The sequence below is a fragment of the Bradyrhizobium sp. S3.3.6 genome, from assembly GCF_040546905.1.
Lineage (GTDB): Bacteria > Pseudomonadota > Alphaproteobacteria > Rhizobiales > Xanthobacteraceae > Bradyrhizobium > Bradyrhizobium cytisi.
Window position 1 is genome coordinate 358,569 of record NZ_JBEPOT010000002.1, and the last position, 14,093, is coordinate 372,661.

Genomic DNA, 14,093 nt, shown 5'->3' on the forward strand with positions numbered 1-14,093 from the left:
AGGCGGGATCTGCCTTGAGAGGCCGCGAATGCTGGACGAATTGCGATACCGCTGGCTGCTGAGAAAGCACCTCAAAGAGCGTTTTGCATTATCGGAGGCGTATGAAGAGATACCCGATGATCACGAGCCAACCGACGACGACGAGCCGCGGGTGAAGTATATGGTAGGGAAGGAGCTAGGAATTCACGAGCGGGCGCTTGACCAATTCCGTTCGGAATATCTTGTAAGACAAGCCTACAAGTTCCACGTGCCTTTGCCGGAGGATGCAGAGAGCTGGATGCAACCGAGGGGGACTCGTAAGCAATATCTCACCGCGGCGGCGGCGCAAAAGCTTCGCGCGGATATTAGAGCCGAACAAAAGGCCGACTGGGAATACTGGGCGAACCGTGTAACGCTTGCACTAGCTTTGACAGGCAGCATCTTCGGCGTTTTGGCATTTTTCAAAAAGTAGCGTGAATATGCGCATTCCGATTCCAGAGCAAACCGCCGTCCAAGTACTCTTCGAACATGATCATACCTGCTGCATTTGCAACGAGCCGGGTAAAGATGTTCAGATCCACCACATAGACGACGATAATACGAACCCCGCTTGCGAAAATCTCGCAGTGCTTTGCCTACAGGACCATAACGATACTCAGATTAGCGGCGGATTCGGTCGAAAGCTCGGCGCTGCGGAGGTTACAAAGTATCGAGACGAATGGATCAGAAGGGTCAGAGAGCGACGAGCGCAAGCGGATCGTTTTGTCGTAGAGCGCATGGTGGGCCTCACTCAATCGCAAGCTTCCCCACCTACTTGGGAAGCGCCTCCCCAACAAAAGCTCCTAATTTACGTGAACAGCCTCCCGAGCATGTTTCAGACGGCGGTCAATGAGGGGGAGAAGATGTGGATCAATGATCGAGAGGGAGTAGTACCGGGTACGCACCTCATCATCGACATCCTGACCGAGGGCTGGGTACAGTTAGCTGCTTGGATCGACCCTTACCACTTCGGCTCGAAATCACCGCACGAGTATATTAGCGAATACATCGCTACTCGGAATTCTTGGAATCGTATGCTCGTTGAGCCAAGTTCTTATGGTTGGCGGGCCAGAAGCGGTACAATAGAGACTTTGGATTACACGCTGGTGGATGTGCAGGACGCGGTTGAGCGAACTGCAATGAGGCTGGCATCTGAGTATCTCACAGATTTTGACCACGCCGCTTGGCGGAAGCGCTGGAAGAAGCTGAAATATATCGGCTAATTCGCGCGACTGAAGGCGACTTTGGTTGCATTCTCTCGGAATTGTGGTGACCGTGCTGGACTGCACCCGGCTCAACAGCAGTCGTCGCATTGTGGGTAGCCTTCCTCGCTTTTCAAGCGAGCGGCTGGCGGCTTGGTCTGGAAGTATGGCGTGCCGATTCTATTCCAATCTTATTTTGTGGGGACGGTGGTACGCGTAATGGGAGAATCCATGCTGGTAGCTACGCTTCAGCTCGTCGCCTATACCGCGTTCGCGCCTCGCGAGCATCATCGTCGCGGTGACGACCGCATATATCGGGTATCGCAATCTTTATGGTTGGTCGCCCACCGTACTCGTGACCGGCAGGGCGCGCTCGCCGCTTGAGGAGGGGCTCTTCGAAGCGGTCACTACGTTCGAGGTGTGGAATCGTAGGAAGTACCCAATCGCCATTAATGGTGGTTCGTCGATCGACTTCGGGAAGACGGTAGTAAGGAACTTCGTCAACCCGCTGACACGCGTCAGCTTGAGTAATTCCTGGCAATTTCGAATTACGATGACAGTGTTGGACTGCGCCCCTGGAATGAGACATTCTAATTTCGCTAGGCCTTCTTTGCCTCCAATGCTTCGATGTAGCCACCGAGTTGTTTAGTTGCGTTGGAAAGGACGACGAGTAGCCGCGCATACTTCTCTACAAGCGCCTTAGCTGCCTCGATTTCTTCATGGCTGGTAGGAGGTTTCATTTTTGCGAAGTTGGCTAAGACCAACTCCCGTTGAGTGACGGCACTGACCAAGACCGGAAAAAAGTCAGTCGTGGCGAGGGCCTTCGAACTGCCTTCGATCTTATCGGAGAGACCGCCGACCGCAATTAATGTGTTTTGGAGCTCCTTTTGGAACTCGTCCCATTGCTGGGCGTCGCGGAGATTGAGATACTGCTCAATCGAATTTAGCAGTCGTGGGCACATGCTCTCGACCAAATACGTGGTCTTAGTGGAAAGCGCACGAAGTCGGCCTTCTGTTCTCTTTGCGAACCCCCTCTCTAAGACCTCGTTTGCCGTCTGTCCTGCTTTATAGACCATCGTTCCCAGCTTCTCGACGGCGTCAATGACCTTATCGAGGGCTTCGACGATATCCTGAGCGAGTCGAAGACTGATCTCCATCGCAACCTCCCGAGGAAACACCTCAGTATACAAGCCGGGGGGAGCGATTAATAGGTTAGCGAGTCCTCCATTTCACGCTCGATGTCGGTCTCCGGCTGAGGTCTCGCGCGAGTGGCACGGACCCTGACCCAACTCGCCGCATGTCTCACTTGCGGGGTGGAGGTCCAGCACTGTCACCATAAGTACGATGGGGAGTCCGGTTCGGGCCATCAACCCGCGGCTTCGGGTGGCGGCTGAACAGGCGTTGCCTGACGTGACCGCATTCTGGCTGTGGCCAGCCGTGCGGCTCGCTCGGCGCGGTACTGCTTCTCAGAGACCAGAACAGTCATGATGGCTTCCTCGATGTCTCCCTGGTTTGAGATTAGGTCAAAGCGCTCCCGGGACCATTCTACGCTCTTGATGCTTGAAGGCTCAGGCAGCTTGAGGAAGCCGGTAAGGAGCATCCGGTAAAGCATAGGGGCGTAAGAGAATAGATTTCGCTTTGACCGCTTCACGATTAGGCTTTGGGGCGATACCGGCTCCCCGTGGAGGAAGTGGTTTCGCACTCGGTAGATTTCGCCATACACCCAGCAGCCAAGGTTTCGCTTGATCTGCGAGTGGTGAGGGCTGAACAGCTTTCGCTTGGTCTTCTTGTTTCTCCACGGCGCGTTCCCGACCTTGTCGTAGACATGGCCGAGCTTGAGCTTTTCCTGGCCGGTGTGGGTTAGAATCTCGAAGGCACTCACCCAAAGGCCCAGATTCCGGCCCGACGCGAAGTTCGTCACGTCGGCGCCGGCGGGCACCTTGGAGGCCGCCATCGCCATGTTCAAAGATCGGAAGAGGGCCCGGTCTACCCATTCAGGCTTCGTCGTCGAGTAGCGGCCCCGCCACCGCGCCAGCAGCGCCTTCAGCAGGGGCGCGTCAACGTCCATATGCTTGAAGTCGAGCGCAGACAGAACTGGTGATGACTGGCCCTTGAACGCGCTCACCTCGTGCAACCCGACCAGTCCCGGCGTGTTGCAGACGAGATGCATGTTCTGGTCGTTGAAGGTCCACGGGTAAAAGTCGAAATAGTCCGAATACTGGATGTTGTGCGAGTGGCCGTGAATGATGCCTCGCGCTCGCTGGAGCGGGATTACCGACAGGGAGAGGAGGTCGCGAAAGCTCGAAACAGCGTCAATCGAGCGAAAGGTCTTGGGCGCCTTCGAATGAAGAAGGAAGACACCTGGTGCGATGCGAGCCCCAAAGGGGTCAGTAAATTTCCGCACGAAACGCCGGAAGTTCGGAAACTCCTTCTCATATGCGGCAACGCGCGGGTCATCGAAAGGAACGATCGCCATCTCCTCGGCAATCACCTCGTGGCCAACCCGAAGGTTCGGCATCAGGAAAATCGGTATCCAGTCTGACATTTATCGGACGTCGTCCTGTGGCCAATTTCGGTACTTATCTCGATGTCGAGAATCTCCCTCGACGAAAAGCCCATGATACCGATGGCGCACTCCGGCGTGGCGCCTAGTGCGTTCATCTGACAATAGCGTATTGGCTATCAACAGGGAATGCGCGTCTCTGGCGAGACATTGTTCTTTGGCTGTGCCACGCTATCAATGCACGTTAAAATATTCAGCCTCCAAAATCCTTTGATGCTTGGAAGTCAGTGATGGAATTTCTGTACTCAATCTCAGAATACTTGGCGCTTGGACTCACTTGCGTCGTGGCTGTCGTCGCAGTCTGGATTCCAGCGCCACCTAAGAAGCTAAAGCTTGGTTTGAGTGCTGTGGCTTTGCTGCTGGCCGGTATTGGCATGGGTAAGGCATACAATGACGATAGAGAAAAGGACTTCTTGCAGACCGCTCTGACGTCCACGCTGCTGCCTACGCATTCCGGATACGATCGATTTTATCAAGATTTCAAGACAGGGGCGAAAAACGCTCAGTTCAACCCGGCACTCACGCTTTGCGCGCACAGCACTGATGGCCTCGTCTGCTCGTTGCGCGGTGACAAGGGAGCCGGAACGCTGGTGCTCGATCGGGGTGAACTCGCCCAGATGTACGCAAACCAGCTACGTAAAAAAGATGATAAAAATGCCCCGTTGGTCGCGTCGTTCTTTGCCAAGACGTTTGTCCCTAATGAACTCTCAGAGGAGCTTTTAGGCAAAGCCGCCATCGTCGGACTTCTCGCCTACTACGAAAAATATCAGGAGTTCCCGCTAACTTACTATTATCACAAGATCGACGGCGTCAGAATTGTTTCAAAGCAGGGTACTTTCGCGATCTGTCCGGACATAATCAGGGGCGTGTCTGACGGAACGGGTCTTGTCGTTTTTCAAAAAGTCAGAGACCTTTTCCTTGATCGGTTCAACGCGCCGCCGTCAGGTACTTGCCGTTAGAGCGGCGCGGCAGAGCCCGAACCCGTTCGCCCGGCTGCGCGCCGCGGAAAGCATTGGCCGGCCGCTCGGAAATGACCGTTTCCTCGCCCGCCTCGAGCGGCTGACCGGAATTACGGTGACAGTGCACTAAATTGACATCGCGCTGCTCTGCGGTCATGATGGGGCATGGCCCGTCTCGCCCGTGTCGTCATTCCCGGTCACCCCCACCATGTCACCCAGCGCGGCAATGGCCGGGCGCGCACGTTTTTTGGCGATGGCGACTATGCACTCTATCGCGATCTGCTCGCGGAGAACTGCCGGGCGGCCGGGGTCGAAGTGTGGGCCTGGTGCCTGATGCCGAACCACGTGCATCTCGTTCTGGTCCCGTCCGACACCGACGGGCTGCGCCGCGCGCTTGCACGCGTGCACCGGTCCTATGCGGGCGTGATCCAGGCGCGGCGCAAGCGCACGGGGCACTTCTGGCAGGGGCGGTTTGGCGCGGTGGCCATGGACGAAGAGCATCTCGCGGCGGCGTTGCGCTACGTGTCGCTCAACCCGGTGCGCGCCCGCCTGGTGCAGCGGGCGCAGGATTGGCGCTGGTCGAGCACGCGTGCGCATCTGCGCGGCAAGGACGACGGAGTGACTGCGCTTGCACCGATCAGGGAGCGTTTCCCGCGTTTCGCCGACCTGCTCCACGGCACGCCGGAGACGGACCTGTTCGACCGGCTGCGCGCTGCGGAAAGCATCGGTCGGCCGCTCGGAAATGATCGTTTCCTCGCCCGCCTCGAGCGGCTGACCGGGCGGTCTCTAAAACCGGCCAAGCGCGGACCGAAGCCGCAGGACGAGCAGGGCGGCGACGACGAGTGAATTTAGTGCACTGTCACCGAAATACCACCGTAATACGATGGCGAGCAAATTTAGTGCAGTCCAGCACTGTCACCGTAATTTCCGGGCTGGATCCTAACGCTGGAGACGTCACATCGCTCACCTTGAGGCACACAGCGGCGACGCGACTCCTGGCCGGGCAGGATCCGCCCAAAAGCATCCATGCCGGCGCCCCCTGTTACTTTGCACGGGGGTGTTTTCGATATTTGAGTTGCGGGCGCGAGCCGTGGTCGGCCTTGCGGTTGGGAAGCGTGGTGGGGCCGGCAGGGCTCGAACCTGCAACCAGACCGTTATGAGCGGCCGGCTATAACCGTTGAGCCACAGGCCCCGCCGCGATCCGGCTGCGGGAATGCTTGCCCGGTCAATCTGAACGGGCCGCGATCTCTTTGGCAAACGCTCAGATCATGTGCCAGTCGTGTACGGAGATCGCCGACGCATGATCATGCGTCGCATCGCTTAGCCTTTGCGCGAAAGTTTCGTTGCCGAGGCTCACGAGCATGTTGTCCTGCGGTCCAACCCGCCAGGCATCCGCAAACAGCCCTTCGATTACCTTGGTGCTTGGATTGACCAGCCACGAGCCATTGGCAAGGCCGAAATCGTTCCTGGCGTTGCCGTCGAGATTGCCGAGCAATCCCTCGAAACTGCCGGGCCCGCGGGCGCTTCCCGCATGCACGGAAAGATCGAGATAGCTGCCGTGATCGGTCATCTGAACGAAATCGAGCGATGTCTCGATCTGGTGCGTCGTCGCTGTCGCCCTGCCGATGACGACACCATCTCCGAGGTCGAGGCGGTCGCCGACCGCGAACGTGACGGCATGGCCGTCGACGAGCATCGTGCTCGGCTTGGCCTCGTCGAACACAATGAGGTGGTCGCCCGCCTCGACACCGACGGCTGTCAGATAACTGACCCCGGTGTGCCCCAGATTTTCAGCGCGTCCCTCGATCTCGAATTCCGGGCCTGACGTCGCGTGGGCGATGACATAATCGCCAGTCGACTGCAGATTGAATTTGAATCCATCGAACGAAGTGTAGTGAACGTCGCCCCAGCCGCCCCCGGTGGTGCCTGACTTGACGGTGACGCCAACGGTCCCGGTGGCCAGGCCGCCATGACCGTCGGAAACCGTGTAGTCGAACGCCGCGACGCCACTGTAGCCGGCATCCGGCGTAAAGGTGACGGTATCGTGGGCGGCATCGAACACCACGTTGCCGTGGGTTGCGTGACCGACACTGACCAGGCTCAGCGTGTCGCCGTCGGGATCGGTGTCGTTGGCGAGAAGTGCGGCGGCCGATGTGACGAGCGGCGTATGTTCCTGTGCGGTGACGTGATCACCGCCCGCGGTGGGTACCCCATTGGCGGCCGCCGACAGCGTGGTCGAGATCTGATCCGTGTTGCCCGCGAGGTCGGTGGCCGACGCGACCAGCGTGTGATCGCCGACACCGTGGAGCGTGACATCAGCGTGCCAGCTGCCGTCGGAGCCTACAATCGCGGCGCCGAGCACCGATCCGCCTTCGCTGATCTGGACGGTCCGCCCGGAATCCTCAAGCCCGGCGGTGCCGGAGATTTCGGTTGGCCTGTCCGTGATGATGGGTCCGGTTGGCGCGGCGAATGCGAGATCCGGCGCCACGGTGTCGTAAGTAAACTCGATCTCGCCGGCGGCCGAGACGGATCCGGCGGCATTGGTCTGGGTAACGCTGACGTGGTGGACGCCCTGCGTGAGGCCAGCGGGGTCATAGGAAGCAACGACGCTTCCATCCACCGTATAGGTGAGTGTCGCCCCGGGGACCGCCGCGACCGCAATGGTTGCATCGTTGGTGACGCGGTCGGTGCCGGACGCGCCGGAATCGTGGGCAAGTGTCAGCGTCGGAGCCGCGGGTGTCGCGATGGCGACGGTAACGCCGACCGTCGCCGTGGCCAGGCCGCCATGGCCGTCGGAAATCGTGTAGTCGAAAGCCGCGGCGCCACTGTAGCCGGCATCCGGCGTAAAGGTGACGGTTTGATTTGTGGCATCGAACACCACGTCGCCGTGGGTCGCGTGACCGACACTGACCAGGCTCAGCGTGTCGCCGTCGGGATCGGTGTCGTTCGCGATAAGTGCGGCGGCCGATATGACGAGCGGCGTATGTTCCTGTGCGGTGACGTGATCACCGCCCGCGGTGGGCAACCCATTCCCGGTCTCGACGCCATCCGCAAAGGCCGCGACCACGGCGTTGAGCAGCACGGGGTCGCTCCCCGCCTGCGTGACGGCGTCCACCGCGCTTCCCTGGACCGCCGTTTCCACGAACGCCACGTCGTCTAACACCGTCGAAGAGGTGGAGAGGTGCGCCAGGCTCGTATTGGTCGCGGCCGCGACATGCGCGACAGCATCGGCGACCGCCTCACTGAGCCCCGCCGCAGTGGCCATTGCGGTCAGTTGCGCGACGCTCGTGAGGTCGACGGCGCTCTGGGTGCTCAACTGTCCCGCGACGGCGCGGATCGCGTTGAATGCCGTCTCGCTCGGGTCCTGGCCCAAACCGACGAGCGCGGCCGCGATCAACGAGACCGTGTCCTGCACCTGTGCGCCGGCGATCAGCACGGCGATTGCATCCGCGTTGCCGGCGCCCGCCTGCGCGACCGGGTCGGCGTGCAGGAGATCGAAACCGGTCGGCAAGCCAAGCTTCGTCAGCACCGTCCCGACGCTCAGCAGCGTCGCGAGCGTCGTGAGCGGCGTGAGCACGCTCGAACCTGCGGGAGCGAGAAGCAGCCCCCCGAACGGCAGGCCGGTCGAAACATCGGTCCCGCCGGTCGCCACCAACACCCCCGTTCCGCCGACGAGCGTGAAAGCGCCGTCCGCACCGGTGCGGGTGGAGACCTCGCCGGGGCTGAGCAACAAATCATCGTTGGCGTCGGCAAAAACCGTCGCGCCGGCGATATACCCGTCCACGACCCGACTGAGGCCACTTGGTCCGCCGGCAATCTTCACCATTTCGGCCAGCGTATGGTCGCCGTCCCGGAAAGTGAAATCGTCGATGCCGTTGATGGTCGCGACGCCATCCGGCGCCCCAGGGCGGGTGTCTCTGATCGTGAGGGTGCCGGAGATCGGGTCATAGCTGATGGCGAAATCCGCCAGGACGCCATCATATATAAGGTAATCCCGATCGCCGCCCGTATCGTCGTAGATGTCGTGGCCTGTAGAGGGGGCATAGAAATCGTTGCCGTCGCCGCCACGAAGAACATCGTCGCCGGGCCCGCCGGTGAGAGCGTCGGCGCCGTCTCCGCCAAACAGAATATTCCCCTCTCCAGCGATCACGGTGAGGGTATTGTTGCCAGCGCCGCCGTAGACCGTGTTGTGATTGCCGTTGACGGTGATCTTGTCGTCACCATCGTCGCCATAGGCGACGGCGTTGTCGCCATTGATCGTGATCTTGTCGTCGCCATCGCCGCCATGGGCCTCCGGCGCCGGTTCGCCGATCGGGACATTCGCGGTCAGGACGATCGTGTCGTTGCCGGCGCTGCCGAGCAGCATGTCGCTGCCGCCATTGCCATGGATGATGTCGTCGCCTTTCCCGCCATCGATGCGGTTTGGTCCGGAATCGCCGTCCAGACTGTCGCCGAAGTCGCTGCCGATCAGGTTCTCGATCGACACCAGCGTGTCGCCGGTACCGTCGCCTGCCCCGCCTTGCGGCCCGGTGAGGTGCAGATCGATCGTGACACCCACCGTCGAGCGCGAATAGGCCGCGGTGTCCGTTCCGGCCCCGCCATCCAGCAGGTCGCCGCCACCCATACCCAACAGCACGTCGTTACCGCCAAAGCCGTAGAGTTGGTCGTTGCCCACTCCGCCTTGCAGATAGTCATCACCATCCGTGCCCGGCCTGGTGAATCCATGCCCATCAGCGTTCACTATAGTGACCTTGTCGGCGACCACCCACTGCGACAAGCCGGCAAAGTAACCGCTCAGATACGAGAACAGGATGCGTCCATCGGTGAGTCGCATCGCCTGCAATGGAGGTTGGTCCAGTCCGATGCTATCCGGGAAGAAGTCACCGTCGTCGAGCTGTACCGGAGCTTCGCCTACCTTTTTGTAGAAGGCGTGATATTTGCCATCCTCGCCGCTCTGCGCGTAGTAGTCATACCCTGGGATGGCATAGGTATAGTTGACGTTCGAGTTGAACATTCCTCGATAGTCATCGCCCAGACTGGTTTCGCCAACCACGTCGCCGTCTGCCGAGATGCCGGCGCGGTAAGCGAGGTTTACCGGGCTGCCATGGCTTATCAGCGATGAGGGCGCGTAGTACTCCACGTCGGCGCCGCCGCCGCTCGACGCATAGACCGAAAGATAATATGAGTCGCCGCCCGGTGCGAAGTGCGTCTGGTTGACGGTGAATTCGTCCCCGATCGGGGTGCCAGTGTCGTCCAGCAGACGGGCGAGGATGGCGTGGGTCCTGCCCTCTCCCCCGTTCGGGGAATCCCAGACAACGAGCGTCTTGCCGCTGCCGAGCCCGATCGCGCGGACCATGATGGCGTCCGACGGGCCGGTGTTGACCTGGACGCTATCCACCAGCGTGCCCGTGGCGTCGTAGCGGAAGGCGAGGATCCGGTGGGCGGGATAGTCCAGGGCCGAAAACCGCGTGGCGACAAACCCGCCTCCGGACAGCGGCGCCACCGAGACATACATGGGCGAAACATTGTCGGCCGGATTCGGTGTGATCGTGATGCTTGCCGAGGCTGTCACCTCAAGCGACAGCGGATCGATGGTCTCGAACTGCGCGCGGGTCGTGTTCTGCAGGCGCAGCACGTCGCGCGAGTCACCAGAGTTTCCGAAATCGAAGACGAGATCATTCCCGACCTGCTGGGCGTAGCCCATCAGGCTGGTCATGTCGTGAACCTGGGTCACCTGCGTCAGGTCGAGCTTGTCGTCGGTGATCGAGAAATCGGTGATGGTGGTGTGGTGATCACCCGGGGTGTAGACAAAGGCGTCACGGCCAGCGCCACCCGTCAGAACGTCGGTCAAGCTGACATAGATGCCGTTGCCGGTGCCGCCTCCATCCAGGAGATCGTCGCCGTCGCCGCCTTCCAACACGTCGGCACCGGTCATACCGTAGAGCCGGTCGTCTCCGCTATTACCGACCAGGTGGTTGTTGCCGTAATTGCCGGTGATCGTATCGTCGCCGCTGCCGCCGATCGCATTCTCTATCAGGGCATCGTTGGCGCCGCCGGAGTATCCATTGCCGGGATCGAACGCGATCGCGACGTTATCGGTCAGGCCCATCACGCTCGAATAGCCGCCCGGCGTCAAGTCGATCGTCTGGGCCTTGTCGTAGCCGGAGGCGTCAATTGTATCGTTTCCGCCGCCATCCCAGATGGTGAACACCGGATTCGCGTTTTTAGTGAAGTCGAAGAAGTCCCACCCGGCGTTTGAGTTATAGCCATAGGTGGTGTCGCCGTCGCGGGTGGTGAAGTCGGCGCCATATTTTTCCTGGATCGCCGCAATGTCGTAGACCATCGGGGTGGACGAGAAGAAGTTTGATGTGAGAGTTTCCGTGTTCGACCAGCCCGAGTTGTCTGTGTTCTCAGAGCCGAAATACGACATGATCGTATATTTGCGCTGATCCTCCAGAAAGGTCGCATTCGCATCGTAAGTTGGTTTGATGGCGTCTGAGGCATCGTAAGGATCAGGATGCGACAGACCCAGCGCATGCCCTATCTCATGCTCGAATGTATCCAGCCCGTAACTCGAGAAAGTCGCGATTGCACCGGTCTGCAGCGACGGCCATGTTGGATTGGCATCCATCCATATCGCTTGATGCTTGATCGAAAAATCGGAATAAGTCCCGAGAATGCTTCTCACATCGCCTGTCGAGCTGCCGAGAGTGGGCGCGGTGTACGTGCCATCCTTGGTCGTCGTGGTTGAGTAAGCGAACGTTATGTTCGCGGTATCGACCGTTGTCACCGCGACGAGGTTGATATTCGCGATCAGCTCATTCCAGATCGAAAAGGCCTCGGTCGCAGCCGCGGTCTGATCCGCGGCCATGGCCGTCCAGCCCTTGCTCTCGCCAGTCTTGCCGTCGCCTACGGCGGTGGTGTCGCCAATGAAGTAGCTGACAGTCGACTGGTCCCAGTCGTGGTAGGCGATATCATTTGTCGCCCACTGCGTCTGAAGCTGAGCGATAATTTGGTCCGTCGAATAAACCGGCTTGTCCGCCATCGAATTTAAACTCCTTCATCGCAATGGTTGACGTCCCCGGCAAAGCACAAACACTCAATCTGAAACGAGCGGCCGCTGCCTCCACCGTTCGGTTGACTTCGGTCCGATTTGGGCAACGCCGCCGCCTACGCTGGTCGCGAGACAGAGGGGCCACACTTGCGCGGCGAGGTGCCAAGCCCTGTCATTTCGCCCGTGGCGTCGGAGATGGTGAAATGTTCGGCGCTGGCGCCGGTTGAACGGGCAAAGGAGCCGCGGCTGCACCGGCGACATACAGAACGCTGACGGCGTGAGCGTTCTGATCCGGCGAGCGGGAGAAGGTGGCATTGACCCGCCACCGGTCGGATGCGGTGTACTGACGGCGAGGCCGGACGAACCTTTGAGATTTCCGTAGAAACCCGCTATCGACAGCCTGACGCACGAGCCAGCCGGCGACATTTGGCTGAGCACGGGACACGTAAGGGGCCGACGTCACGTATTAAAGGATGCGATTGCCAAGGTCTCGGAGCAGCGAGTTGCTTGACACGCAGCGGCAAATTACGGTGACAGTGCACTAAATTGACATCGCGCGGCTCTGGGGTCATGATGGGGTATGGCCCGTCTTGCCCGTGTCGTCATTCCAGGTCATCCTCACCATGTCACCCAGCGCGGCAATGGCCGGGCGCGTACGTTCTTTGGCGATGACGACTATGCGCTCTATCGCGACCTGCTCGCGGAGAATTGCCAGGCGGCCGGGGTCGAGGTGTGGGCGTGGTGCCTGATGCCGAATCACGTGCATCTCGTTCTGGTCCCGTCCGACACGGACGGGCTGCGCCGGGCGCTTGCACGCGTGCACCGGTCCTATGCGGGCGTGATCCAGGCGCGGCGCAAGCGCGCGGGGCACTTCTGGCAGGGGCGCTTCGGCGCGGTGGCCATGGACGAAGAGCATCTCGCGGCGGCGTTGCGCTACGTATCGCTCAACCCTGTGCGCGCCCGGCTGGTGCAGCGGGCACAGGATTGGCGTTGGGCGAGCACGCGTGCGCATCTGCGCGGCAAGGACGACGGAGTGACTGCGCTTGCACCGATAAGGGAGCGTTTCCCGCGTTTCGCCGACCTGCTCCACGGCACGCCGGAGACGGACCTGTTCGACCGGCTGCGCGCTGCGGAAAGCATCGGCCGGCCGCTCGGAAATGATCGTTTCCTCGCCCGCCTCGAGCGGCTGACCGGGCGGCCTCTAAAAGCAGCCAAGCGCGGACCGAAGCCGCAGGACGAGCAGGGCGGCGACGACGAGTGAATTGAGTGCACTGTCACCGAAATTCGTGGCCACGCATGCGTGATCGTCGGCACTGTCCTGCCGGCGAGGGGCGGGATGGCCCGCCCGATGAACCAGCGTGGCGTGTGACGCGACGAATGCCTGGAAACGAGGTCTTTCGCCGTGAACTGGTTCAAACGATATGTGGTCGGCTGCCTGATCGCGGTGCTGTTGTTTGCCGCCGTCGATAGCGCCAAACGCCCGGGCGAGGAGATGCGCTACGGCGCCATCCTGCTTGCGTCGGCCGGCTGGCCTGTCGTCGCTGCAATTGTGGTGGGCAGCACCATCGGCGACGTGGTGCATGACGTCCGCCAAGGCAAGGCAGGATGAGCGGCCATGCTTGACGCCTTGCTCAGCCTGGTGTTCGACATCGTCCTCAGTGCGGTCGGGACCGCCATCGTCAAATTGTTCAGTCTGGAAAACGCCGCCGAAATCGCGACTGCGATCATCGGTCTTGGCTTCATCGCGATCGGCCTGACGGCCGCGTTGTGGGGACACTGAAGCGAGACGTTCCGGCAGCGCCAATCCGAAATGCGAAAAACTGCCCCCGACATCGCCGGGAGCGGTTTTCGAAAAGCGGCTTGAGTGGCCGGTGCCGTGCTTCGTCGTTTTCGGCGGCTTGCCGTCTCCGACGCGGCCCTCGTTCCGGAGGTCACAACCAGTGCGTACGGCTGCGTTGATGTCGCTGGCAGAAGTCTGCGCTTAAGCTGCAATCCGCTGCACGACCGGCGCCGCCGTCGTCAGCAGCTTCAGCACTTCCGCATGCTCGAGGTCGGGAACCGCGATCGCCGTGTGGCTGTAGGCCGCGTGCGTGCGTGATGTCGTGATCTTGTCCAGGATCTCTTTGCCCTTGATGACGTGGAGGCCCATGCCGTCTCCGGACGGGAAGATCGCCAGCACCACGTCATAGGCGCCGATGACCGCCCTGAGCGCTTCGGCCTTGTCTTCGGCGACATCGACAAACACACGAACATCGGCCGCGAGTTCACGCAGCTCGTCAAAATCCAGCACTGTGGGG

General features: G+C 60.6%; 12 protein-coding genes and 1 tRNA gene. 7 read left to right on the top strand and 6 right to left on the bottom strand.

The window, feature by feature from the left end; genetic code table 11:
* Positions 1 to 28: 28 nt before the first annotated feature.
* Together ABID59_RS06320 and ABID59_RS06325 are read left to right on the top strand one after the other, a co-directional pair.
* Positions 29 to 451: a hypothetical protein gene (locus tag ABID59_RS06320; RefSeq protein WP_354082793.1), complete on the top strand. Its 423-nt coding sequence runs from the start codon at positions 29 to 31 to the stop codon at positions 449 to 451.
* Positions 452 to 458: 7 nt separating this feature from the next.
* Positions 459 to 1,241 carry an HNH endonuclease signature motif containing protein gene (locus ABID59_RS06325; protein ID WP_354082794.1) on the top strand — a complete coding sequence of 261 codons (783 nt, stop codon included), beginning with the start codon at positions 459 to 461 and terminating at the stop codon, positions 1,239 to 1,241.
* 578 nt (positions 1,242 to 1,819) lie between these two features.
* Here ABID59_RS06325 and ABID59_RS06330 read toward each other — a convergent pair.
* Complete coding sequence (locus ABID59_RS06330) at positions 1,820 to 2,377, bottom strand: hypothetical protein (RefSeq protein ID WP_354082795.1); 558 nt, start codon at positions 2,375 to 2,377, stop codon at positions 1,820 to 1,822.
* A 209-nt stretch (positions 2,378 to 2,586) separates the two neighbouring features.
* Positions 2,587 to 3,765, bottom strand: coding sequence for a hypothetical protein (locus ABID59_RS06335; RefSeq protein WP_354082796.1), 1,179 nt, complete (start codon positions 3,763 to 3,765; stop codon positions 2,587 to 2,589).
* Between the two features lie 248 nt (positions 3,766 to 4,013).
* Here ABID59_RS06335 and ABID59_RS06340 point away from each other — a divergent pair, with 248 nt between their 5' ends.
* Positions 4,014 to 4,742, top strand: a complete 729-nt coding sequence (locus ABID59_RS06340; RefSeq protein WP_354082797.1) for a hypothetical protein — start codon at positions 4,014 to 4,016, stop codon at positions 4,740 to 4,742.
* Here ABID59_RS06340 and ABID59_RS06345 read toward each other — a convergent pair.
* Complete coding sequence (locus ABID59_RS06345; protein ID WP_354082798.1) at positions 4,711 to 4,899, bottom strand: hypothetical protein; 189 nt, start codon at positions 4,897 to 4,899, stop codon at positions 4,711 to 4,713. The genes ABID59_RS06340 and ABID59_RS06345 overlap by 32 nt on opposite strands.
* Before the next feature lie 8 nt (positions 4,900 to 4,907).
* Here ABID59_RS06345 and ABID59_RS06350 point away from each other — a divergent pair, with 8 nt between their 5' ends.
* Positions 4,908 to 5,588: a transposase gene (locus tag ABID59_RS06350; protein ID WP_354082799.1), complete on the top strand. Its 681-nt coding sequence runs from the start codon at positions 4,908 to 4,910 to the stop codon at positions 5,586 to 5,588.
* A gap of 270 nt (positions 5,589 to 5,858) precedes the next feature.
* Here the strand turns inward: ABID59_RS06350 and ABID59_RS06355 are convergent.
* Both ABID59_RS06355 and ABID59_RS06360 read right to left on the bottom strand, forming a co-directional pair.
* Positions 5,859 to 5,935, bottom strand: a tRNA-Ile gene (locus ABID59_RS06355).
* A gap of 68 nt (positions 5,936 to 6,003) precedes the next feature.
* Complete coding sequence (locus ABID59_RS06360) at positions 6,004 to 11,787, bottom strand: cadherin-like domain-containing protein (RefSeq protein WP_354082800.1); 5,784 nt, start codon at positions 11,785 to 11,787, stop codon at positions 6,004 to 6,006.
* A 589-nt stretch (positions 11,788 to 12,376) separates the two neighbouring features.
* Here ABID59_RS06360 and ABID59_RS06365 point away from each other — a divergent pair.
* The 3 genes from ABID59_RS06365 (at position 12,377) to ABID59_RS06375 (ending at position 13,576) form a co-directional block, all read left to right on the top strand.
* Positions 12,377 to 13,057: a transposase gene (locus tag ABID59_RS06365; protein ID WP_354082801.1), complete on the top strand. Its 681-nt coding sequence runs from the start codon at positions 12,377 to 12,379 to the stop codon at positions 13,055 to 13,057.
* 141 nt (positions 13,058 to 13,198) lie between these two features.
* Positions 13,199 to 13,405 (top strand): hypothetical protein, encoded by a 207-nt coding sequence (locus ABID59_RS06370; protein ID WP_354082802.1) that lies wholly within the window; start codon positions 13,199 to 13,201, stop codon positions 13,403 to 13,405.
* Positions 13,406 to 13,411: 6 nt separating this feature from the next.
* Positions 13,412 to 13,576 (top strand): hypothetical protein, encoded by a 165-nt coding sequence (locus ABID59_RS06375; protein ID WP_187435161.1) that lies wholly within the window; start codon positions 13,412 to 13,414, stop codon positions 13,574 to 13,576.
* Between the two features lie 201 nt (positions 13,577 to 13,777).
* Here ABID59_RS06375 and ABID59_RS06380 read toward each other — a convergent pair whose 3' ends face one another.
* Positions 13,778 to 14,086 (bottom strand): hypothetical protein, encoded by a 309-nt coding sequence (locus ABID59_RS06380; RefSeq protein WP_148753899.1) that lies wholly within the window; start codon positions 14,084 to 14,086, stop codon positions 13,778 to 13,780.
* Between the last annotated feature and the right edge of the window lie 7 nt (positions 14,087 to 14,093).

Bases quoted from the DNA above. Each gene is read 5' to 3' on its own strand.
- ABID59_RS06320 (WP_354082793.1), top strand. From the start codon at position 29: ATGCTGGACGAATTGCGATACCGCTGGCTGCTGAGAAAGCACCTCAAA.
- ABID59_RS06325 (WP_354082794.1), top strand. From the start codon at position 459: ATGCGCATTCCGATTCCAGAGCAAACCGCCGTCCAAGTACTCTTCGAA.
- ABID59_RS06330 (WP_354082795.1), bottom strand. From the start codon at position 2,377: ATGGAGATCAGTCTTCGACTCGCTCAGGATATCGTCGAAGCCCTCGAT.
- ABID59_RS06335 (WP_354082796.1), bottom strand. From the start codon at position 3,765: ATGTCAGACTGGATACCGATTTTCCTGATGCCGAACCTTCGGGTTGGC.
- ABID59_RS06340 (WP_354082797.1), top strand. From the start codon at position 4,014: ATGGAATTTCTGTACTCAATCTCAGAATACTTGGCGCTTGGACTCACT.
- ABID59_RS06345 (WP_354082798.1), bottom strand. From the start codon at position 4,899: ATGACCGCAGAGCAGCGCGATGTCAATTTAGTGCACTGTCACCGTAAT.
- ABID59_RS06350 (WP_354082799.1), top strand. From the start codon at position 4,908: ATGGCCCGTCTCGCCCGTGTCGTCATTCCCGGTCACCCCCACCATGTC.
- ABID59_RS06360 (WP_354082800.1), bottom strand. From the start codon at position 11,787: ATGGCGGACAAGCCGGTTTATTCGACGGACCAAATTATCGCTCAGCTT.
- ABID59_RS06365 (WP_354082801.1), top strand. From the start codon at position 12,377: ATGGCCCGTCTTGCCCGTGTCGTCATTCCAGGTCATCCTCACCATGTC.
- ABID59_RS06375 (WP_187435161.1), top strand. From the start codon at position 13,412: ATGCTTGACGCCTTGCTCAGCCTGGTGTTCGACATCGTCCTCAGTGCG.